Genomic DNA, 22,179 nt, shown 5'->3' with positions numbered 1-22,179 from the left:
AGAGTTGTGCATACAACAACGACATGGAGACGGCATGACAACCATCCTTCTTTCGACGCGCGGCTAATGCACTCGCATTGAGCCCGCGCAGCGTTCGCGCTGCGTCCGCCTTCTCCTCTCGCCATTCATATAACCGGCCGGTCGCCGTTGCGATCGCACGCCCTTACCTTTCGGGAGACACCGCTATGTCGCAAGCCGACGAAACCGCAGAAAACACAGGCAACACCCAGTCGCGCCCCTTGCCGCTGCAAGGCATTCGCGTCCTCGATGTCAGCCAGGTGATGGCCGGACCGTTCGCCTGCATGCTGCTCGCCGATCTCGGCGCCGACGTGATCAAGGTCGAGCCGCTCGAAGGCGACCAGACGCGCGGCGCGATGGGCTTCAAGATGAAGGGGCCGGACAGCATGGGCTTCCTGAACATGAACCGCAACAAGCGTTCCGTTTCGCTCGATCTGAAGACCGACGAAGGCCGCGAGTTCTTCTACAAGCTCGCGAAAACGGCCGACGTGATCGTCGAAAACTACCGGCCCGGTGTTGTGCAACGTTTGCGCATCGACTACGAGACCATCCGCAAGATCAATCCGAAGATCGTGTACGCGAGCATTTCCGGCTTCGGACAGAGCGGGCCGTGGGCGTCGCGTCCCGGCTTCGACCTGATGGCGCAAGCGATGTCGGGCGTGATGAGTGTGACGGGCTACAAAGGCGGCAAGCCGGTGAAGGCCGGTGTACCCGTCGCCGATATCGGCTGCGCGCTGTTTGCCGTCTACGGGCTGCTGTCCGCGTATATCGGCGCGCAGACGACGGGGCAAGGACAGCACATCGACGCGTCGCTGTTCGATTCGGCGATGGCGTTCTCGATCTGGGACATGTCCGATTACTGGGGCACGGGCGTGCCGCCGACGCCGCTCGGCACCAGCAACAAGATGAGCGCGCCCTATCAGGCCGTGAAAGCGCGCGACGGCTACTTCGTGATGGGCGCGACCAACCAGAAGCTGTGGACGAAGCTGTGCGAACTCATCGAGCGTCCCGATCTGCTGAAGCACGCCGATTATGAAACCGTCTCGCTGCGCCTGAAAAACCGTGAGGCGCTGATCGAAACGCTGGAGCAGTCGTTTGCGAAACGCGATTGCGAGGACTGGATCGACACGATGCTCGCGGCAGGCATTCCCGCCGGACCGATCCTCTCGTATCCCGAGGCATTCGGCAGCGAGCACGCGCAGCAGCGCGGCATGTGCATGGAGATCGATCACCCCATCGAAGGCAAGGTGAAGAACATCGGTTTTCCCGTCAAGCTGCTCGGCACGCCGCAACAGGTGCGGCGCCATCCGCCGCTGCTCGGCGAGCACAACGACGAACTTCTTGCCGAGATCAACGGGACAAAGCCATGAGCGAACACGTCACATTGAAGAAGGTCGACGCGGGCACGGCGGAGATTCTGATCGACCGTCCCGAGCGTCACAACGCGATGACGATACCGATGTACGAAGCGCTGCTCGCGCTGATCGACGAATGTCAGCGCGATGCGAACGTGCGCTGCATTCTGCTGCGCGGCGCGGGCGGCAAGTCGTTCGTGTCGGGCACCGACATCGGCTATTTCAGCGACTTCCGCAACGGACGCCAGGGCGTCGAGTATGAGGCGCTGGTCGAACGCGTGATCGATGCTGTCGAGCGTATTGCCGTGCCGACTGTCGCCGTAATCGACGGCTGGGCTGTCGGCGGCGGGCTCGCGATTGCGACCGCATGCGACTTCCGTGTTTGCAGCGATGCATCGAAATTCGGCGCGCCGATTGCGAAGACGCTGTCGAACACGCTGTCGTCGCGCAATCTCGCGCGGCTTCATGCGGCGTTCGGCGTACCGCGCGTAAAGAAGATGCTGCTGCTCGCGGATTTCCTCTCCGCCGATGAAGCGCTGGCGTGCGACTACGTCTACGAGATCTGCGCGAAAGATGCACTGCACGATGCGGCTCTCAAGCTCGCGCAACGGCTCGGTTCACTGTCGCAAGTCACGCAGCACGCGGTAAAGGAAAGCCTGCGTCGGCTCGTGGTCGAACAGCGTCTCGACGACGAAGATCTGATCGAGTCCGTCTACGGCAGCAGCGCATTCCACGAGGGGGTGGCCGCATTCACGTCGGGTTCGGCGTCCGGCTCAGCAAAGCGCTAACGGCGAACACAGCCGACAACATAAGGAGGAGACATGAAACGATTGCTGCCCAGATTGCTGCCCAGATTGCTGCCTAAAGCCACGACGATGGTGCTCGCGACGCTGTGCCTGATGTACTTCATCACGTACGTCGATCGTGTCAACATCAGCACGGCGGCCGGTCAGTTCAAGAGCGAACTCGGACTCACGAATACGCAGCTTGGCCTGATCTTTTCGGCATTCGCGTATCCGTATGTGATCTTTCAGTTCATCGGCGGCTGGGTCAGCGACCGCTTCGGCGCGCGCCGCACGCTGATCGCGTGCGCGGCCGTCTGGGCCGTCGCGACGGCGCTCACGGGCTTCGCGGGCGGCTTCTTCTCGCTGATCGCCGCGCGGCTGCTGCTCGGACTCGGCGAAGGCGCGACCTTCCCTGCTTCGACAAGCGCGATGGCCGCGTGGGTGACGAAAGACAAGCGCGGCATGGCGCAAGGCATCACGCATTCGTGCGCGCGTCTCGGCAATGCGATTGCGCCGATGCTCGTGCTCGCGTTGATGACGGCGTTCAACTGGCGCTTCTCGTTCTATCTGCTCGGCGCGCTGAGCGCCGGATGGCTCGTGCTGTGGTACTTCACGTACACCGAAAAGCCCGCCGATCACGCGCGCATCACGCAAGCGGAACTCGCCGTATTGCCCCCGCCGAAAGTGCGTCCCGCCGATGAACCCGGCACATGGATGCGCCTCTACAAGCGCATGGCGCCCGTATCGGCCGTCTACTTCTGCTACAACTGGATTCTCTGGCTGATGCTCGACTGGATGCCGCTGTACTTCATGCACAGCTTCCATCTGAACATCAAGAAGGCTGTCGTGTTCACATCGGGCGTGTTCATCGCGGGCGTGGTGGGCGATCTGGCAGGCGGCCTCGTCAGCGACAAACTGATGCGCAAGTCGGGCAATGTCAGGCTCGCGCGCAGCTATCTGGTTGCGTGCTGCATGGCGCTGACGGGTCTTTCGCTGATTCCCGTCGTACTGCTGCACGACCCCATGTACTCGCTGATCTTTCTCGCCGCCGCGATGTTCTTCAACGAAATGAACATCGGTCCGATGTGGGCAATTCCGATGGACATCGCCTACGATCGCTCGGGCACCGCCAGCGGCATCATGAGCGGCAACGGGTTTATCGCGGCCATCGTGAGTCCTGTTGTGGCAGGTTTCGTGGTCGATCGGCTCGGCAACTGGAACGTGACGTTCATGCTGTCGATTGGTGTGATGATCTGCGGAATCGTGTTGAGCTTCGCGATGAAGCCCGAAGTGCCGTTCCTCAACAGCCGGCGCGCCGGTCACGCGCGCGCGGATCGCGATGCGCTCGATGCGTCGCTGCCTTTAGCCGACAAGCGTTAGTTGTGACTATCGTGAGCGGGCAATGCAAAACCCAACGCCCGCTCGCGATCCTGCATATTCACGGCCGTAATCACCGTGCTACGCGGAATCAGGATTTTCACGCCGTCGTGTTCCGCTTCGCACATGTCTTCGCTGGCATCGAAGGTATCGCATGTCAGCTGGCTCCAGTCGTCACGCTTCGCGTGCTCCCTGAATACCTCGGGAGATACGTCGCGCCAATAAGCGCCGTGCAGAATCACAAGCCATGTCATCGGAACCTCTTTTGCATGGATGACCAGACGCGAGCCGGATCGCCGCCCTGCGTATTTCTAAGCGTTTAGTTACCGCGCATCGTCCCGCGTCAACTCTTGCGCGACGTCTTCGCGACGAATGGCGCCGGTGCGTGCTGCACCTTCTCGCTGCCGCACTTGGGGCATTTCAGTTGCACCGTTGCATGCTCTGCGACGTGCTCCGCGTGTTCGAACTTTTCACCACAGCTTTCGCAACGATACTGATAGGTCGGCATGCTGGTTCTCCGATGCAGACGAATTGAATGCAGCAGTAACTCATTCTAGTGCGGCATGCATCGATTGAAGGCCTTTTTCATGGTGTCGATTGCGTGACAACGATGCGAGCGGCATGCGCGTTCATTCAATGCACATGGTTGTCTCACATCGCGCTGCGTCAAACAGCATTTTCTGCACTCACGTTCGTATATCCGCACCCGTTCGTATAAATGGGCACTTAAAATCCCTGCGTCTCTGGGGCTGTCCATCCAAAGCACTCCATCTTTCTCGACGTCAGGAGAACATCGGCATGCTCAACATACGAATGCGACTGCGCGCACTGCTGTTCGGCGCAATCGTCACCATGATCGCTTCCGTCTGTCATGCGCAATACACGACCGACTGGCTCGCGAATACCTACGGCACACTTGCCGCGCATGTCGGCAATGCCGCGCGCTCGATGTGGGTCTCGCCAGAAGGCGTCGTTTATACGGCGTCGCTCTGGGACGAAAACGAAGGCGGCGTCGCGATCTATCAGAACGGTCGAAGCATCGGCTCGATCGGCATTCATAGCGAGTTCCAGGGCGGCGCGATCACGGGCAATGCAACGTCGATCTTCGCGGCGATGCAGGCGGGCACGCAATACGGCACGGGCGGCGTCGGCCGCTACAACCGTGCAACGGGTGCGCGCGATCTCGTCATCAACGTCAGCACGTGGACGACGATGAGCCGCGCCGATCCGATTGCAGGTCTCGCGACGGCAGGCTCGCTGCTCTATGCCAGCGACTTCTTCGGCAATCGCGTGCGCGTGTTCACGACGGACGGCGCATGGCAGCAGGACATCGCCGTCGCGAACCCCGGCGCGCTTGCGCTGGATAACGCGGGCAATGTGTGGGTCGCGCGCAAGAGCGCGGGCGTGATCGTCGAATACGGTCCTGCGGGCGCGTTGCTGAACATGATCCAGATGTCCGCTACGTCGCGCCCTTCCGCGTTGTATTTCGATGCATCGAGCGGATTGCTGATGGTCGGCGATGAAGGGCCCGATATGAACATCAAGCTCTATAGCGTGACAGGCGCGCCGCAACTGGTCGGCACGTTTGGTGTTGAGGGCGGCTATCTCGACACGACGACGGGCATCAAAGGCCAGGTGGGCGACAAGCGCTTTACACGCGTCGAGGGTATTGGCAAGGACGCGGCGGGCAATCTGTACGTGCTCAACAATCCGTGGGGCGGCGGCTGGGATCTCGGCCGCAACGGTGGCACCGACATTCACGCATACAGCAACGCCGGAACCCTGCTATGGAAGCTGCAATCGCTAAACTTCGAAGCCGTCGCAGCACCCGACCCCGTCACGAATGGCGCATTGTTCTATAGCGGCACGAACATCTATTCGGGCACTGCGGGCGGCACCTTCGTCGCGAACACTGTCGATCCCTTTTCGTATCCCGACGATCCGCGCCTGAACGTCAACGACACGCAGCGCAACGAACACTTCGGCCAGCTGGTCAGCGTCGGCGGAAACCGGATTCTCGTCGCGTCGGGACAGAACCCTGCGATCTTTTATTTCTTCCACTTCGAACCGTCGAAAGGCTATATCGCCGTGCCGGATGGATCGATTCCCGGTACGGCATTCAATACGACGCGCCCGATCACAGGCGGCTTCAGTATCGACAGCAAGGGCGATGTGTGGGCCGGACTCGATCGCACGAATCATATCTATCACTATCCATTAACGGGCTTCGACGGATACGGCAAGCCGATGTGGGGACCGGGCATCGCGTTGCCGATCCCGATGAGCATCAGGCCATTGACGCGCATCGTCTATCTCGCCGAAAGCGACACGATGATCCTTGCGCAAGGCATCGCGGGCAGTGCGGACTGGACGGCGATGAACACGCGGATCGAGGTGTATCACGGCTGGAGCGCGGGCAACATGACGCGGCCTGATCCTGTCATCACACTCACCAGCGCGAATCCGAAGTCGATGACGGCGGCGGGCAATTATCTGTTCGTCGGTTACGTGCATACGGTGCCGAACATCGACGCGTTCAATCTCACTACAGGTCGACTCGACACCACATTCACCAATTCGAATCCCGGCAACGTGGACGTCGGCAATGACGTCGACTCGATGTATGGACTCAGAGCGTTCCTGCGATCGACGGGCGAATACGTCGTCACCAAAGACAACTACAACGGATCGAGCGTGATCGTGTATCGCTGGACGCCGTGATCACGCGGCGGGCGCGCCCGGCACATCGGGCGCGTACTTGCGCAGCCGCTGCGAGATCACATGCGACGGCTTTTCGATCACGCGATAAAACGCATAGCTGATCGCGAATGCCAATGCGACTTCGACGAACCACGCAAAGCGCCAGCTTTCATCGAACGATGTGACTTCGAGCAGCGCGAGCGCCGTCTTGTGACACAGATAGAGGCTATACGACCATGCGCCGCACGCAGCGAGCGTCGACCACACGCGGGATCGGGAAGGCGTCGCCGTTTCCGTCGCGATCCACACCACGGCGAGGATCTGGAAGACGGGCAACGTGATATCGGGCGTGATCAGCGGCAGCATGGCCGGCTTGAGACTGGAATCGGATAGCAGAATCATCACGGCAGCGCCCGCAGCAACGACGACCACTCTCAACACGATCAGATGTTTCGCGAGCACCCGCGTACTCGCATTCAGCGCACGCTTGAGCGCTACGGTGAGCGGCGAGTATGCGCCACGAATCTGGAATTGCGCGGTATTACGCTGCGTCTCCGCGATCAGGCAGCCGGAGATCCATCCCGCCGCGTACAGCAACGCCGTGCCCGGAACACGATAGGTTTCGTAAACGCAGCCATGACAAACGGGATGTCCGAAGAGCCGCACACATGCGACCATCGCCACCGCCAGCAACGCACAGCCGACGATCATTTCGCCGATATACCGAAAGCGCGGCCGCAAAAGCGGATAAACCGCGTAATAGATCATTTCGCAGTAAAGCGACCACAATACCGATTCCAGATAATTCTGGCCCGTCGGCAAAGGCTGAACGACGCATAGCAGCACAACCAGCGGCAATCCAATACGGATAAATCTGGATGCGTAGTAGTTGACCGGCTTTAGCGCGACGTCCTTGTGATATGCGGCGTGAATGCAATAGCCGGAAATGACGAAGAACACGATCACGGCTGCGGGCCCCGCGAATAGCGCCGTCGCGCCGGACCATAGCGCGCCGCCCAAGAACGAAAGCTGATGCGGCAGGAGTTGTTTGAAAAGGGGCGGCTTGAAGTGGTACATCAACACCCAGAACGCCGCAAGAAAACGGATGGCGTCTATCTTCAGAGACTTGCCCGAACCGGACGACGCCGGCACATTCAGAGTGATCGCCATTTTTTCTTCCCTTTTATTACGGCTGCGACGATCTTATCGCCGCAGCCGCTAACAAAAATCGAAAAAAATTGGCGAAATTATTTAAAGCGGTTTTGAACCGGTTTGCTGCAATGCATTACATCGGCGGCGCGACGCCATCCTTTTCGACGACCACGCGCTGTGCGACAAATGCGCCTTGCGATGCGGCAGGCGTCGCCACGACGAACACCTTCTTGCCCGGCGTGAGATCGCTATGCGCGGCGGGCGCAATCGTCACGATGGGCACGTTCGGCGGGACCGTCACGACGTTGCTGCCGCCCTTGTACGACAGCTTCAGATCGCGACCGCTCGTGCTCTGCACCACGGTATCCACATTCGCGTTGGTCATCGAACTGTTCGGGCCGAGGTCCCACGCATAGTGGCCTTCACCCGTGCCACGCGCCGATTCGGGGAACACCACCACTTCCGTTGCCGTCAGCTTGCCGTCCGTGCCCGTGGTCGCCGCCGTGCCGATGAACGAGCCCGGCTTGATATCGGACAACTGCATCGGCTTCACGGATGAAACGGTGACAGCCGGCTTCACCTCGATCGATACCGTGTCGCCGCTGCGGCGATGCACCTTGAGCGTATCGCCGTCGAGCGAGACGATTTCTCCACGAATGCGCGACGGCTTCGTCGCGGGCGTTTGCGCGAATGCGGCTGTCGCGAGCGTGGCCGTCAACAGAGCCGTGCCGAATTTTATGCGGAAAGACATAGAAGCTCCCAACTGGTTGGTTTGGTTTTAAGAAGACTCAACAACGCAATGCCGTCACGAACCGCCGAACCAGTTGTAGCCCTGGTTCTCCCAATAGCCGCCCGGGTACTGGTTCGTGATTTCGATGGAAACGATGTGCTTCGGATTCTTGTAGCCGAGCTTGGTCGGCATGCGCAGCTTCATCGGAAAGCCGTATTTGGGTGGCAGCACGTCGCCGTCATACGTGAGCGTCAGCAATGTCTGCGCGTGCAGCGCAGTCGGCATGTCGATGCTGGTCCAGTAGTTGTCCGCGCAACGCAGCGATACATATTTCGCGCTCGTATCCGCACCTGCACGCCGCAGGAAATCAGAGAAGCGAACGCCGCCCCAATGACCGATTGCGCTCCAGCCTTCGATGCAGATATGCCGCGTAATCTGGTTTTCCTGCGGCAACGCGCGCAATTCGTCCAGCGTCCATGTGCGCTTGCCATGCGCGAGGCCGCTCAGTTGCAAACGATAAGAAGCGGCGTCGACTTCGGGCACATCGTCGATGTCATAGAACGCGTTGAATGGAAAAGGCCGCGTGATCATCGACTCGGGATACGTCGGCGCGAGTTTGTTCGGATCGAATAGCAGCGCCTGCACGTCGTCGTTGAAAAACGAAATGCGGCGCAATGCCGTGTTCACGGATTTGTCGTTGGTGAGATCGCAGCCCGACAGCAATGCAATCCCGCCAAGCGTCAGCAAACGTTGACCGAACAGACGCCGCGCGGGCGACTTGAGTTCGCGCTGCGCGTCCTGAATGATCGAGTCGCCATGCGTGGCGAGAAATGAGCCGGGCTGCGGCGTGCGCTTGCGGATCGTCATGATTCAGCGCCCCCGGATCATCAGCAGCAACGAACGCGGCACCAGCGCCACCATCACGACATGCACGACGAAGAACGCGACCAGCACGCTCATGCAAACGAAGTGCACGATACGCGCATTGTCGTAACCGCCCATCAGCGTGCGCAGCAACGGAAACTGCACCGATTTCCACACGGCGAGTCCCGACAGCACGATCAACACGATATCGGCGATCACGACGAGATACGCGAGCTTTTGCAGCGCGTTGTAGTGCGTGAGATCGTCGTGTTTCAGGCGTCCGCGCAACGCGGCGAACAGATCCTCTGCAACCTGTTCTGGTTTGAGTGGCAGCAGCTTGCGCCTAAAGCGACCCGACGCAAAGTTGCACGCCAGATAGACGATGAAGTTCGCGACCAGCAGCCACATCACGGCGAAGTGCCATTGCAGCGCGCCGCCTAGCCAGCCGCCTAGCGTGATCGAAGGAGAAAACTGAATGACCGGAAAGATGGGCGATGCATCGTAAATCTGCCAGCCGCTCATCACCATGAGTACGACTGCGAATGCATTGATCCAGTGCGTGATGCGCACCCACCCCGGTTGAACCGTGTTGTGACCCAAGACCGCTCCGTTTGATGACGTTTGTTTGAGCGCTGCGCGAGCGAGGCTCGCGCACCCGACAGTGCGACTCAAGGGCTAACGCAATCAATTAGCGGTTATTCCATCACCTCAAAAGATTTTTTTCTTGCAGTTCACTTTCGATCACGAGACCGTTATGCGCTCGCTTTGTCCTCATCGAGAATCTGCCGGATGGCTTGCTCGAATGCTTCGGCGGGTTGGCCGCCCGTCACCAGATAGCGCTGATTGAAGACGATCGACGGCACCGACTGGATGCCCATTGACTGGTACTCCTGCTCTTGTGCGCGAACATCATCGGCATAGTCCGTGCTGTCCAACACGGCGCGCGCTTTAACGGCGTCGAGGCCCACCGATTGCGCAGCGTCGACGAGCACGTCGTGATTGCTCGGGTCCTTGCCGTCGCCGTGATACGCCTGCAGCAACGCGATCTTCAACGGCAGCTGCTTGCCTTCGATACCTGCCCAATGCAGCAGCCTGTGCGCATCGAACGTGTTGTACACGTAGTTGCGCGGACCGAACGTAAAGCCGACGCTCGCACCGCGCTCGCGAATCATCGCTTGCGTCTCTTCGATCTGCGCCGGCGTGCGGCCATATTTCTTGCCGAGATAATCGACGATCTTCTCGCCTTCCGGCCCCATCTGCGGATTCAGTTCGAACGGATGCATGACGATCTGCGCATCGACTGCATCGCCGAGACGCGACAGTGCAAGACGTAGCGACGAAAGACCGATCGCGCACCAAGGGCAAGCAATATCGGAGACAAAATCGATTCTGAGCGGCTGGGTCATGGTGTGTCGATCCAATGAATGTTCGCGAAGATCGGCCCACGTTATCAGAACCTGCGCGGATGCGTGCGCGGGCCGTTTCTACCGCGCCGCAGCATACCGGAGTTCGCAATTTGCTGCGCGCCGGCTGGCAGGACGCGCCATTTTCACCAATAATGGCCCAATCACTGCCGCAGAATGAGGACGGTCATGGATTATCCACCCGAAGCCATCCGTACCATCGCGCTGGTCGGCCATGCAGGATGCGGCAAGACCTCGCTCATCGAAGCGCTGCTGAAAGAAGGTGGCGCGATCCACGCGGCAGGCAGCGTCGATCGAGGCTCGACCGTCTGCGACTTCGATCCGCTGGAGCGCAAATACCACCACTCGCTCACTTCCGCGATCGCCCACCTGCACTACCAGAACACCCGCATCTATCTCGCCGACACACCCGGCTACCCCGACTTCTCCGGCCTCTCCATCAGCGCACTGCCCGCCGTCGAAACGGCCGCCATCGTGGTCAACGCGCGCACCGGCATCGAAATGACGACGCGCCGCATGATGGCGTGGGCCGAGGCGCGCAAGCTGTGCCGCATCATCGTCGTGAACGATATCGACGGCGAGAAGGTCGATCTGTCGCGACTGCTCGAAGACATTCAGGAGACGTTCGGCAAGAACTGTCTGCCTATCAATCTGCCCGCGCAGGACGCGCATGCCGTGGTCGACTGCTTCTTCAATCCGTCCGGCGAATCGGATCTGATGTCGGTCGAGTCCGCGCATGACGCGCTCGTCGATCAGGTGATCGAACTCGATGCAAAGCTGATGGAGCTGTATCTCGAACAGGGCGAAGCGATCAAGCCGGAACAGTTGCACGAACCCTTCGAAAAAGCGTTGCGCGAAGGTCATCTCGTGCCTGTGTGCTTTGCGTCGGCGGCGACGGGCGCGGGCATTCAGGAACTGCTCGATGTGTTCGTGAAGCTGCTGCCCAACCCGCTCGAAGGCAATCCGCCTCTGTTCTATCGCGATGTCGATGGACGGCGCGAGACCGTGCAGGCCGAGCCCGATCCCGACAAGCATGTGCTCGCGCATGTGTTCAAGATCGTGATCGATCCGTACATCGGCAAGATGGCCGTGTTCCGCATTCATCAAGGCACGGTGCGGCGCGACAGTCAGCTGTATATCGGCGATGCGCGCCAGCCCTTTCGCGTCGCGCATCTGATGCTGTTGCAGGGCAAGGATCACGAAGAGGTCCTCCAGGCCGGTCCCGGCGATATCTGCGCGACGGCCAAGGTCGACGAGATCTCATTCGATGCCGTGCTGCACGACGCGCCCGAAGACGGCAACATTCATCTCGCGCCGCTTGCGTTTCCGACGCCGATCTACGGCCTTGCCATCGAACCCGAACGGCGCGGCAACGAACAGCGTCTATGGGAAATCCTGCAGAAGCTCGCGGCGGAAGATCCATGCCTGAAGATCGAGCATCCCGTCGGCACGAATGAGACTGTTGTGCGCGGTCTCGGCGAGCTTCATTTGCGGCACATGCTGGAGCGGCTCACCGATCAGTACAAGCTCGGCGTTATCACAAGACCGCCGAAGATCGCGTATCGCGAGACCATCGGCGGCAAGGCGGAAGGACATCATCGGCACAAGAAGCAGACGGGTGGCGCGGGACAGTTCGGCGAAGTGATGCTGCGTGTCGAACCGTTGCCGCGCGGCGCGGGCTACGAATTCGTCGATGCCGTGAAAGGCGGCGCAATTCCCGGCCAGTTCATGCCCGCCGTCGAGAAAGGGATTTTGCAGGTGATCGAAAACGGGCCGCTTGCGGGCTTTCCGATGCAGGACGTGCGCATTACCGTGTTCGACGGCAAGAGCCATCCCGTCGATTCGAAGGAAGTGGCCTTCGTCACGGCGGGCCGCAAGGCCTTCATCGATGCCGTGCTGAAGGCGCAGCCGATTCTGCTCGAACCCATCGTCAACATCGAGGTGATGACGCCTGAGACGACGATGGGCGACATCATCGGCGATCTGTCGTCGCGGCGCGCGCAGGTGCAGGGCACGCGCAATCTGGCGGGCCATGCTGTTGTCGTCGCGGGGAAAGTGCCGCTATCGGAACTCGCCGACTATCAATCGCGGCTCAACGCGATCGCGGGCGGGCACGGCAATTACAACATCGAACTGAGCCATTACGATCCCGTGCCGCCGAACCAGCAAGACAAGCTTGCGTCGCAGTACAAGAAGCAGGCCGATGCGGACTGACCTCTATCGCGACTTGCCGCGTGCGCCCTTCTTCGCGCTCGCAGCGCGCGGCGCTTCCTTGACGGGCTGCACGCCACCGCCCGTGGTGAGCTGCTCCATCCACGACAACGCATCGACGTACGACAAGAACTGCTGCAGATAACCCGGCGACAGTTCGCGCATCAGCGACAGCGACCGATGCACGAGGCTGCTCGAATTGAGCGGACCGGCATTGCCCGGCACCTGTTCGAACGACTGACGCAACTGCTTCTCCGCGCTGACCTTCGACCAGGTTTCGCGGAAGTAATCGAGCGCCTGCAATTCGGCGTGAACAGCGGAACCGGACGGCGCGCGCACGCCAAGTTCCGTCGCCTGATTCGCGATGTAGTCGACCAGCCCGGCAAGCGGGCCGTGCGACGGCTTGCAAGGCGTTGCCTCAGGCGCTTGCGCTTCGCCTGAAAGATCCGCCGCATACGCATCGAGCAACGACGACAGCCGCGCGTCGAGCACGCGACGTGCCTCGCCATCATGCCCGGCAGCACGCCGCGCCAATGCATCGATGAAATGAAAGCGCAGCGGATCGTGCGCGTCCGCGCCCTGCTCGCGCCAGGCGTCGAGCGTCGCTTGCGCGGCGTTCACTTCGTTACTCATGATTCGCGTTGCCCGCCGACGCCGGCCTCGGCACGGCCGCAATCTCCACGCGACGGTTCTTCGCGCGCCCTTCGCTGTCGGCGTTCGAACTGACGGGCTGTTGCGAGCCAAACGCCGCCGCGAACACCGACGACGCGGGGATGCCCGAATCGATAAACGCACGTGTCACGGTCAACGCGCGCTGCGCCGACAGTTCCCAGTTATCGGCGAAACGCCGGTTGCCTGCACGCACCTGCTGATCGTCGGCGAAACCGCTGACCATCAGGATTTCATCATGCGAGCGCAGATACGCGGACAACGGCGCTGCAAGACTCCTCAACAGTTCACGCCCCTCCGGCTGCAACTGATCCGAGTTCAACGCAAACAGCACGTTGCCGCTGATGCCGATGCGTCCGTTGACGAGCGTCACACGCCCCGCCGCGAGCGGTCCCGCGAGCGCCTGTTCGAGTGTCTTGCGGCGCTGCGCTTCCATTTGCCGCTGCTTCACGGCGTCGTCGAGTCGCGCGGACAGTTCCAGCTGCACGCCGATCACGGCGACCAGCAGCAGCACGAACGCGCCCAGCAACACCGACATCAGATCGCTGAACGCGGCCCAGATGGGTGTCGTCGGCTCGACGCCGCCGTCGATGTCCTCGTTCATGCCGCGTCGGCTCCTGCTGCGCGTCGGCCCGCCAGTTGCTGCAGATCTTCGACGATCTGCTTCTGCGACAGCATGCTCAGGTCGATCACTTCGCGCGCCTGCGCGACGTAGTACGCGAGTTGTTCGTCGCTACGCATCAGCGACTTGTCGAGTGCGGCTTCGATGCGTTGCAGATGCGCCGTCAGCTTGTCGTTCGATTCGCCGAACAGACGCACGGCCACGCCGAACGCTTCGCCGAGGCTCGCCACTTCGACCGCGCTGCCCGTCACCTGCGCGGCGACGTCGCCGAGCTTGCGCGTTTCGGACTCGACCTTGTCGGTGAACTGCGTGCCGACACGTTCCAGCAAGCCCGCCGACGTCGACACGAGCGCATCGACAGCCGTGCGCTGTTCCGTCGATGCATGGTTTACCGCGTCGAGCAGCGTTTCGAGCGTGGCCAGCAAACGGCTGCGCTCGTCGAGCATCGCGTTGTCGCGGACCATGCTGTCGGAGAGCTTCTGGCGCAGTTCGGCGACCACTTCGGCCGCCACGCGCGGCGCTTCCGACGCGGCCTCGACGAGCCGCGAGATTTCGGCGATCGTGCCGCTCGCGTGCGCCTGGGTTTGCTCCGAAATATCGCGGGCCGTTTGCGCGAGCGTGTCGCAGATTTCCTGCTGGCGGCTCGCGCTGCGCGCGCCCGTTTCTTCCCACTGCTGGCTCAAGGTCGCAGCGAGTGCTTCGAGCGATGCGCGCCATGCGGCGAGGCGCGCTTCATCGCGCGATGCAAGCTCCGCCTGCAAGCCCGCATGCGACTGACCGACGGCTTGCAACAGCGCTGCCGAATGCTGTTCGAATGCGGCGGCTGCCGTCGTGAGCGCCACGCGGTTCTGATCCGCGAGCTTTTCGCCGGCGCGCTCCTGCTGCGACAGCGCGTCCGTCCATGCTTGCGACACCTGGCCCGCCGTCGCGTCGAGACGGGACGAGACGCCATCCAGCAAAGTGCCCGAACGTTGTTCGAACGTCTGACTGAAACCCTCCAGCGACGCGCGCAAATCCCGAACCAGCGATTCGCTCGCGCTCTGATGTCCTTGAAGCGCCTTGTTCCACAGTTCCGCGACGGTCGTCGTGGTCGCCTCGAAGCCCGTCGACAAACCGTCGAGTTGACGCTGAACCGCCTGTTCGACGGTCTCGCGCAACGCGGCCATTTCGCGCGCGTGGCCCGCCATCGTCGCTTCCATCGCCGGTTGCAGGGCTGCGCCCGCCGCGCGCGCGCTTTCGGCTGCGCTCGATACCTGGCCCGCCGTCGCATCGAGTCGCGCGGACACGCCGTCCAGCAATGTCGTCGAACGCTGTTCGAAACTCTGGCTAAAACCTTCCAGCGACGCGCGCAGATCCGCGACCATCGACTCGCTCGCGTTCTGCTGGCCTTGCAGCGCCTTGTTCCAAAGATCGGCGACGGTCGTCGTGCTCGCTTCGAAGCCCGTCGACAGTCCATCGAGTTGACGTTGCACCGCCTGTTCGACGGTCGCGCGCAGCGACGCCATTTCTTGCGCGTGGCCGGACATCGACGCTTCCATCACCGGCTGCAACGCCGCGCTCGCCGCGCGCGCGCTTTCCGCCGCGCTCTCCTTCAACGACTGCGTCACCGACGACACCAGCCGCGCATACGCCGCTTCCGTCCTGCCGTGGAACGCGTGCTGATTCGAGATCAGGCGTTCGTTCAATGCGACGCTCTGCTGCTCGATGGCCGTCATCATCAACTGAAGACGGTCGACCAGCGCGGGCATCATGTCGGCCTGGCGCTGCAGCAGCTTGAACGTCTCGTCGCGCTTCTGGCTCTGCGAGAACGCACGCAGCGTGGTCGCGATCTTCGTGTCGAGCAGATGCGCGGCCAGCGCGCGCTCGCGGCGGCACAGCGCGGACAGCAGTCCGAGCATCGCCGACGTCGCCACGCCCGCAATCGAGGTGCCGAACGCGAAGCCCAGCCCCTTGACGGGCGCAGCGAGCGACGCGCGGATCGCCTGGAGATCGGTCGCGCTGTCGAGCGCGAGGCCCGTGCCGCGCAGCGTCGTCACCATGCCGAGCAGCGTGCCGAGCATGCCGAGCAGCACCAGCAGACCGACCAGATACGGCGTGAGCGCCGGCCCCGGCAGCGCGACGCGCTCGCCTTCGATGCGCAAGCGCACCGGCGTGCGCAAACCGGCATCCACCCGTTCGAGCCACGCGCCGAGCCGCGCCGGCGCTTCGGTAAGCTCCGCGACCGCCTGCGTCAGCGTCGCCGTGGCCTGCTGATAGCGCTGCAACTCCAGCGCGCCCGCCACGTAGCAGGCGCCGACCAGCAGCGTGACGACGAGCGCCAGCGGGTTCGACAGAAGATAGCCTGCGCCGACCCAACCGACAGCAACCAGACCTACGAGAAAAACAACAACAAAATCAATGCGATATCTGGACATGTCGTCCCAGTTAGCTGATGCGAAGGGCGGCGAGCAGCCCTTCGACCGGTTGAAAACGAATGTCGAGTTCGGCAAGCAACACGCTTTGCATGTCCTTGCGGAACGCGTCGAGCCACGCGCCGGGCCGCGCGGCGGCGGAATCCGCCGGAGCCTCGCCATCGGCGGAGGCCTCGGACGCCTGATCGGCCTTGCGCAAGCGCTCGAAATGACCGCCGAGCAGGCCCGGCACCGTGCCGAACAGACTGCGCTCGCGCGCGCCCAGCGAGCGCTCCATGATCGCGTCGACGACCGCGAGGCGCGTCATCTCGGACGTCCTTGTCGCCAGCTGGCTACGCAGACGGCCGCGCAACGTGCCGATGCGCGTTTCCATCGACTGCTGAAGCGCGAGGTAGCACTGGCGGAAATCCGCGTAAGTGGCCTCGGTTTCCGCCGACGCAGTCTGCGCGTGCGCCGAGCCGCGCCGCCGGCGCGTGCTCAACATGCTGTCGCCCGCGATGGCGTCGGCCAGCGAAGCACGCACGCTCGTGCACTCCTGCTCGACCGTGCCCGCGCCGCGTGCGCCGCGCGCATTGGCGGCCACGGCGGGCGGCGTGCCGTTGAGCGCCGTCGACAGCGCGATGGCGTCCGTCCAGCCGAGCCACTGGCTCAACTGGTCGGACAGCGACTGGCTGGAGGCGGGCACATCGGCGGCCGTCAGGCGCGCGAGCAGGCGAACGAGCGTCGGGCCGCTGACCGCAGTGCGCTGAGGGGCTTGAACCATACCACCACAAATCTTGAAAAAGGCAGCAGTTTACACGTTGCGGAGCGTCGAACCGCCTGGGGAAGATGTCGATGGGCGTCAGCGGACCCGCCGCGGACGCTGCAAAGCCCGGAAATCAAGGGAAAAGAAGCCTTTTTGGCCGCCGTCCGCGTGCGCGCGACGGCGGCCTTCCCGAAGGCGTTACATCGTCAGCACGACGCGGAATCGCGCGGCGCCGCTCATCATGCGGTCGTACGCTTCGGCGGCGCGTTCGAGCGGATAGGTCTCGATCATCGGCTTGACGTCGGCGAGCGCGCTGAACGCGAGCGTGTCCTCCGAATCCGCCGACGAACCCGACGGCCAGCCCTGCACCGCGTTGCGGCCCATGATGAACTGGACGGGCGGCACCTCGATCGGCTTGTCCGCGACGCCGAGGATGATCAGCTTGCCGTCGAGCCCGAGACCGCCGAGCGTCGCCGTCATCGCGTCGCCGCTCGTCACCGTCGCGAGGATCACCTTCGCGCCGCCCAGCGCCTTCAGTGCTTCGGCCACGTCCTGCTTGCGGCTGTCGATGTAATGATGCGCACCGAGCTGTTTCGCGAGCGGCGCCTTGTCCTCGCCGCGCGCGATCGCGACCGTGTTGAAGCCCATCCGGCGCGCGAACTGCACGCCCAGATGCCCCAGCCCGCCGATACCGAGCACGGCGACCAGATCGCCCGCCCGCGCGCCGCTGTTGCGCAGCGCGTTGAACGTCGTGATGCCCGCGCAAAGCAGCGGCGCGGCGTCGACATCCTTGAGATCGTCGGGCATGCGCGCGACGGCTTCGATGGGCGCGACGAGGTAGTCGGCGTAGCCGCCGTCATAGCTGATGCCCGGCACCTGCGCCTTTTCGCAGACGACGAAATGGCCGCGCCGGCAGGCCGCGCAATGCCCGCAATGTCCGCCATGCCAGCCGACACCCACGCGATCGCCCGCTTTCCAGCCTTCGACGCCCGCGCCCACGGTGTCGATCACGCCCGCCACTTCGTGTCCGGGCACGCGCGGAAATTGCAGACCCGGCCACTGGCCCTCTTTCGTCAGCGAGTCGCTGTGACAGATGCCGCACGCCTGCACCTTGATCAGCACCTGACCGGCGCCCGGCGCCGGCACCTCGCGCTCCACGAGTTCAAGCGCCCCGCCCGCGGCGCCGACCTGTACCGCTCTCATCTTGCGCATCGAATTTGCTCCAGTCGAAGAACAGTCCTTCCAGCGTGTCGGGATACGCGACATAACCTTGTCCGCTGGTCCGAAATGGATACTAGGTGCTGATCGATGCACGCGCAATTGAACGGTCGCTCCCGCTTTATCCATGCACTGCGCGTGACGGAGAGATGTCACGGCAGTTTCACAGGCACGGGCCGCGTCAGCAGATCGACGTAGAAATCGAAGAAGCGCGCGTTGTCGAAACGCTTCACGACCGTCATCTTTTGCAGACCTCCAGGCGGCGCACTCGCGTAAGCCGTCGCTTTGCCGTCGTTCGCGCCGAAGCTCGCATCGACGTCGACCCAGCGCTCTTCCGTTTGCGTCGCGAAGCTCGGATCCATCAGATACGCGATGGTCAGCGTGTCCCAGATATCGGTCGTGTAGTCCGGAGTGGTTTCGAAGCCGTTCTTGCCGTCGAAGCCATAACCGTTCAACTGTTTGAACAATCGCGTGATGACGGTCTGTTTGTTGGGATCATGCGTGATGCGGTCGTAGATGCGCTTGTCCATCTTCACGGTGTCGGTCACGTCGAGAGGAATCACCGTTTGTCTGACCGGCAGACGCAGCACTTCGCGCGCCGCCTGCGGATCGAACCACCAGTTGAATTCGGCCGTGGCCGTGGTGTTGCCCGGCACATCGAACGCACCGCCCATGTAGATGATCTGCCCGATCAACGGCACGATCTCGGGATGCTGTCGCGCCGCGAGCGCGATATTCGTGAGCGGGCCGATCGCGAGTATCGTGACCTCGTGCGGGTTCGCCTTCACCGTATCGACGATGAACTCCACCGCGCTTTTGTTCTGCAACTTCGTGTGCGTCGCGAAGCCGTCGGGTGGCGCGACGAGTTGCGCATCCGAAGTCGGCTCCGGCTTGCTCCATGCGCCGAGATAACCGTCGCCACTGGGAAACTGCGCGAGTTCGCGCTGGATTTCCGCGTACGGATGCGACAGCGCGTAATTCGCGCCGGCATAGACGCCGATCCGGTCGCCGACGCCCAGCCGCTCCATCGACTTCAACGCATCGGCGACGCCCTGCTTCAGCCACTGATTGCCCGACACGACCGTGATGCCGAGCACGTCGAGCTTGCCTTGCGCCTGCAATTGCGCGGCCATCGCGCCGAGCTGGCCGTCGTCGCCCAGCGTGTTGTAGTCGCTGTCGATGATCACCTTCGGCACAGTGCTTTTGACGCCGCCCGTGACACAGCCCGACAGCGCGACCGCGCATGACATCGCTACGAAAAGTCGCTTCAAGAACGTCTCCCTTCAGGCAGAAGGCCAATCATAGTGGCAAAGCCAACACGTTCACGGCAATGTCCATGCGCGCTGCATGCGCTACGCACATCGCGCACGCAAACATGCAAAGCAGCACAGCGCGAACGCAACATCGTCCGGTACAGTCGATACCTCACGGAGACATCGCGTTGCAACCATAAGGAGGAAACAAGTGCAGCCCAGACACTCTCTCGCGGTCATATTTGCATGTGCGGCGCTAGGCGCATTGTCCGTTCAACCGGCCTGCGCGGAGCGCGCGCCCGACGAAACGATCACCGTCGAGGGGCTGTCGCGCCCCACGGATATCCTCATCGACAAATGGGGCGTGCCGCATATCTTCGCGGAGAACGAGCACGACGCGTTCTTCGTGCAAGGCTTCAACGCGGCGCGCGACCGCATGTTCCAGATCGACTTGTGGCGGCGTCGCGGTCTCGGCGAACTCGCGGAAGTGTTCGGTCCCGCGTACGTCGAGCAGGACAAGGCGACGCGGCTCTTCGTGTATCGCGGCGACATGGCCGCGGAATGGAAACGTTACGGGCCCGACGCGAAGCCGGTGGCGACGCGTTTTGCTGCGGGCGTGAATGCGTATATCGACTGGCTCGCCGCGCATCCCGACCGCTTGCCGTACGAGTTTCGCAAGGTCGGCTACTGGCCCGCGAAGTGGTCCGCTGAAGATGTCGTGCGTATCCGCAGTCACGGACTCACGCGCAATCTGACGAGCGAAGTGGCGCGCGCGAAAGTCGCGTGCAAGAGCAATCTCGACGCCGATTCGGTGCGCTTCGGCTTGCAGCCGCCGTGGCAAACGCACATGCCGGAAGGACTCGATCCGTGTCTGCCCGACGACGTGCTCAAGGTCTTCACGCTCGCCACGCAGAACGTGCGCGTAACGCGCGATTCGCTCAAGAGCGCCGATGCATCGACCACCGTGATCGCCGCCGCCGACAATCCCGAAGAGGTCACGGAAGGCAGCAACAACTGGGTGATCTCTCCGGACAAATCGGCGACGGGCCGCGCGATCATGGCCAACGATCCGCATCGCGCATATGCTGCGCCGAGCCTGCGCTACATCCAGCAGGTCAGCGCGCCGACACTCGATCTGATCGGCGGCGGCGAACCTTCTGCGCCGGGCGTGTCGATCGGACATAACGGCGCGATCGCGTTCGGTCTCACGATCTTCAACATCGATCAGGAAGATCTCTACGTCTATGAACTGAATCCCGCGAATGCACACGAGTATCGCTACAAGGGACGCTGGGAACCGATGCGTATCGTGCGCGAACAGATCGCCGTGCGCGGCGGCCAGCCCGTCACCGCGGAACTCGCATTCACGCGGCATGGTCCCGTGATCTATACCGACAACGAAAAGCATCGAGCGTTTGCCGTGCGCACCGCATGGCTCGAACCCGGCATGTCGCCGTACTTCGATTCCATGCGCTACATGCGCGCGAAAAACTACGCGCAGTTCAAGCAGGATCTGTCGACATGGGGCGCGCCGACCGTCAATCAGGTGTACGCGGACACACATGGCGACATCGGCTGGGTGCCGAGCGGACTCGCGCCGAAGCGTCCGAACTGGGACGGCCTGATGCCCGTGCCAGGCGACGGGCGCTACGAATGGGCGGGCTTCTGGCCGCGCGACGACATGCCCTCCGCGTTCAATCCGAAAGACGGCTACTTCACCACGTCGAACGAAATGAATCTGCCTGCGGGCTATCCGTACAAGGAGCGCAAGCTCGGTTTCGAATGGACCAACGGGTCGCGCCATCAACGCATCGACGAAGTGCTGAAGGGCTTGCAGAAAGTGTCGATCGAAGACAGCGAGCGTCTGCAGAACGACGACGTATCGATTCCCGCGCGGCGGCTCGTCGCGTTGCTCGCGCCGTTGTCGAGCGACGACGCCGACACGCGCGCCGCGCTCGCGCTGCTCAAGGGCTGGGACGCGCACATGCGGGCCGATTCCGCGCAAGCAGCGCTCGAAGAAGTGTGGCTGTCGCGTCATTTAGGCCGCGCGTTCAAGCAGGCAGTGTTACCGAAGGCCGCCGCCGATGCGTTCGGTCCGCCCGACACAGCCGTGCTGCTCGACACGCTCGAACATCCCGACGCGCGCTTCGGCGACAACGCGCAGACGAAGCGCGATACCGTGCTGCTGTCGAGTCTCGGCGACGCGTATCGCGAGATGGTGCGTCTGCAAGGCGCGGAGGCAAGCGCATGGCAATGGGGCAAGCTGCAGACGAACCTCAATGCGCATCCGTTCGCCGATCTCGTCGACGACGACATGCGCGCGAAGCTCGACGTCGGTCCCATCGGCAAAGGCGGCAGCGCGTACACGCCGAACCAGTCGACGTATCGCGCGAGCGACTTCCGCGAGACCAACGGGCCGTCGTTTCGCGTGATCGTCGATGTCGGCAACTGGGACAACTCGCGTGCCGTCAATCTGCCCGGCGAATCCGGCGATCCCGACAATCCGCACTATCGCGATCTCGCGCAGATGTGGCTGAACGGCGAGTATTTCCCGCTGCTCTACACGCGCGCCGCCGTCGAGCAGGCAACGGAAACGCGCATCCATCTCGTGCCGGGTGCGTCGACGCGATGAACGCCGAGGTCCG

At 62.5% G+C, this 22,179-nt stretch carries 19 protein-coding genes; 6 read left to right on the top strand and 13 right to left on the bottom strand.

What is annotated here, in order from left to right:
- The first annotated feature begins 185 nt into the window (after positions 1-185).
- From QEN71_RS33225 to QEN71_RS33215, 3 genes are read left to right on the top strand one after another with little or no spacing between them, the layout of a single operon-like run.
- On the top strand, positions 186-1,388 hold the full coding sequence (locus QEN71_RS33225; protein WP_201647381.1) for a CaiB/BaiF CoA transferase family protein: 1,203 nt from the start codon (positions 186-188) through the stop codon (positions 1,386-1,388).
- Positions 1,385-2,161 carry an enoyl-CoA hydratase gene (locus tag QEN71_RS33220; RefSeq protein ID WP_201647380.1) on the top strand — a complete coding sequence of 259 codons (777 nt, stop codon included), beginning with the start codon at positions 1,385-1,387 and terminating at the stop codon, positions 2,159-2,161. Before QEN71_RS33225 ends, QEN71_RS33220 begins: the two co-directional genes overlap by 4 nt.
- A 57-nt stretch (positions 2,162-2,218) precedes the next feature.
- Positions 2,219-3,538: an MFS transporter gene (locus tag QEN71_RS33215; RefSeq protein ID WP_377789801.1), complete on the top strand. Its 1,320-nt coding sequence runs from the start codon at positions 2,219-2,221 to the stop codon at positions 3,536-3,538.
- Here the strand turns inward: QEN71_RS33215 and QEN71_RS33210 are convergent.
- Together QEN71_RS33210 and QEN71_RS33205 are read right to left on the bottom strand one after the other, a co-directional pair.
- Positions 3,535-3,789, bottom strand: coding sequence for a hypothetical protein (locus tag QEN71_RS33210; protein WP_201647378.1), 255 nt, complete (start codon positions 3,787-3,789; stop codon positions 3,535-3,537). The genes QEN71_RS33215 and QEN71_RS33210 overlap by 4 nt on opposite strands.
- Positions 3,790-3,878: 89 nt before the next feature.
- Positions 3,879-4,043 (bottom strand): FmdB family zinc ribbon protein, encoded by a 165-nt coding sequence (locus QEN71_RS33205; protein WP_201647377.1) that lies wholly within the window; start codon positions 4,041-4,043, stop codon positions 3,879-3,881.
- A 290-nt stretch (positions 4,044-4,333) separates the two neighbouring features.
- Between QEN71_RS33205 and QEN71_RS33200 the strand changes: the two genes are divergently transcribed.
- Positions 4,334-6,256: an SMP-30/gluconolactonase/LRE family protein gene (locus QEN71_RS33200; protein ID WP_201647376.1), complete on the top strand. Its 1,923-nt coding sequence runs from the start codon at positions 4,334-4,336 to the stop codon at positions 6,254-6,256.
- On the opposite strand, the gene QEN71_RS33195 is transcribed toward QEN71_RS33200, so the two are convergent.
- From QEN71_RS33195 to QEN71_RS33175, 5 genes are all read right to left on the bottom strand, one after another.
- Positions 6,257-7,405 (bottom strand): acyltransferase family protein, encoded by a 1,149-nt coding sequence (locus tag QEN71_RS33195; RefSeq protein ID WP_201647375.1) that lies wholly within the window; start codon positions 7,403-7,405, stop codon positions 6,257-6,259.
- A gap of 115 nt (positions 7,406-7,520) precedes the next feature.
- A complete protein-coding gene (locus QEN71_RS33190; protein ID WP_201647374.1) occupies positions 7,521-8,138 on the bottom strand; it encodes a hypothetical protein in 618 nt (205 codons plus the stop codon).
- 54 nt (positions 8,139-8,192) lie between these two features.
- The gene (locus QEN71_RS33185) at positions 8,193-8,984 is read right to left on the bottom strand and encodes a molybdopterin-dependent oxidoreductase (protein WP_201647373.1); all 792 of its coding nucleotides are present in this window, start codon (positions 8,982-8,984) and stop codon (positions 8,193-8,195) included.
- A 3-nt stretch (positions 8,985-8,987) separates the two neighbouring features.
- Positions 8,988-9,581 (bottom strand): cytochrome b/b6 domain-containing protein, encoded by a 594-nt coding sequence (locus QEN71_RS33180; RefSeq protein ID WP_201647372.1) that lies wholly within the window; start codon positions 9,579-9,581, stop codon positions 8,988-8,990.
- Between the two features lie 152 nt (positions 9,582-9,733).
- Positions 9,734-10,387 carry a DsbA family oxidoreductase gene (locus QEN71_RS33175; protein ID WP_201647371.1) on the bottom strand — a complete coding sequence of 218 codons (654 nt, stop codon included), beginning with the start codon at positions 10,385-10,387 and terminating at the stop codon, positions 9,734-9,736.
- A gap of 186 nt (positions 10,388-10,573) precedes the next feature.
- Between QEN71_RS33175 and fusA the strand changes: the two genes are divergently transcribed.
- On the top strand, positions 10,574-12,619 hold the full coding sequence (gene fusA, locus QEN71_RS33170) for an elongation factor G (protein WP_201647370.1): 2,046 nt from the start codon (positions 10,574-10,576) through the stop codon (positions 12,617-12,619).
- 3 nt (positions 12,620-12,622) lie between these two features.
- Here the strand turns inward: fusA and QEN71_RS33165 are convergent, their stop codons facing one another.
- The 6 genes from QEN71_RS33165 to QEN71_RS33140 form a co-directional block, all read right to left on the bottom strand.
- A complete protein-coding gene (locus tag QEN71_RS33165) occupies positions 12,623-13,249 on the bottom strand; it encodes a DUF2894 domain-containing protein (protein ID WP_201647369.1) in 627 nt (208 codons plus the stop codon).
- Positions 13,242-13,889 (bottom strand): OmpA family protein, encoded by a 648-nt coding sequence (locus QEN71_RS33160; RefSeq protein ID WP_201647368.1) that lies wholly within the window; start codon positions 13,887-13,889, stop codon positions 13,242-13,244. Before QEN71_RS33160 ends, QEN71_RS33165 begins: the two co-directional genes overlap by 8 nt.
- Positions 13,886-16,321 (bottom strand): DUF802 domain-containing protein, encoded by a 2,436-nt coding sequence (locus tag QEN71_RS33155; RefSeq protein WP_201647367.1) that lies wholly within the window; start codon positions 16,319-16,321, stop codon positions 13,886-13,888. Before QEN71_RS33155 ends, QEN71_RS33160 begins: the two co-directional genes overlap by 4 nt.
- Before the next feature lie 10 nt (positions 16,322-16,331).
- On the bottom strand, positions 16,332-17,081 hold the full coding sequence (locus QEN71_RS33150; protein ID WP_201647366.1) for a DUF3348 domain-containing protein: 750 nt from the start codon (positions 17,079-17,081) through the stop codon (positions 16,332-16,334).
- 180 nt (positions 17,082-17,261) lie between these two features.
- Positions 17,262-18,275, bottom strand: coding sequence for an alcohol dehydrogenase (locus QEN71_RS33145; RefSeq protein WP_201647365.1), 1,014 nt, complete (start codon positions 18,273-18,275; stop codon positions 17,262-17,264).
- 158 nt (positions 18,276-18,433) lie between these two features.
- Positions 18,434-19,552: a nucleoside hydrolase gene (locus tag QEN71_RS33140; protein WP_377789587.1), complete on the bottom strand. Its 1,119-nt coding sequence runs from the start codon at positions 19,550-19,552 to the stop codon at positions 18,434-18,436.
- 193 nt (positions 19,553-19,745) lie between these two features.
- Here QEN71_RS33140 and QEN71_RS33135 point away from each other — a divergent pair, with 193 nt between their 5' ends.
- Complete coding sequence (locus tag QEN71_RS33135) at positions 19,746-22,166, top strand: penicillin acylase family protein (RefSeq protein WP_233471634.1); 2,421 nt, start codon at positions 19,746-19,748, stop codon at positions 22,164-22,166.
- The last annotated feature ends 13 nt before the right edge of the window (positions 22,167-22,179 follow it).

Source organism: Paraburkholderia sabiae, assembly GCF_030412785.1.
In the GTDB taxonomy this organism is placed as follows: domain Bacteria; phylum Pseudomonadota; class Gammaproteobacteria; order Burkholderiales; family Burkholderiaceae; genus Paraburkholderia; species Paraburkholderia sabiae.
The sequence above is the reverse complement of the archived record's forward strand: the minus strand, read 5'-3'. Positions and strand labels throughout refer to the sequence as shown.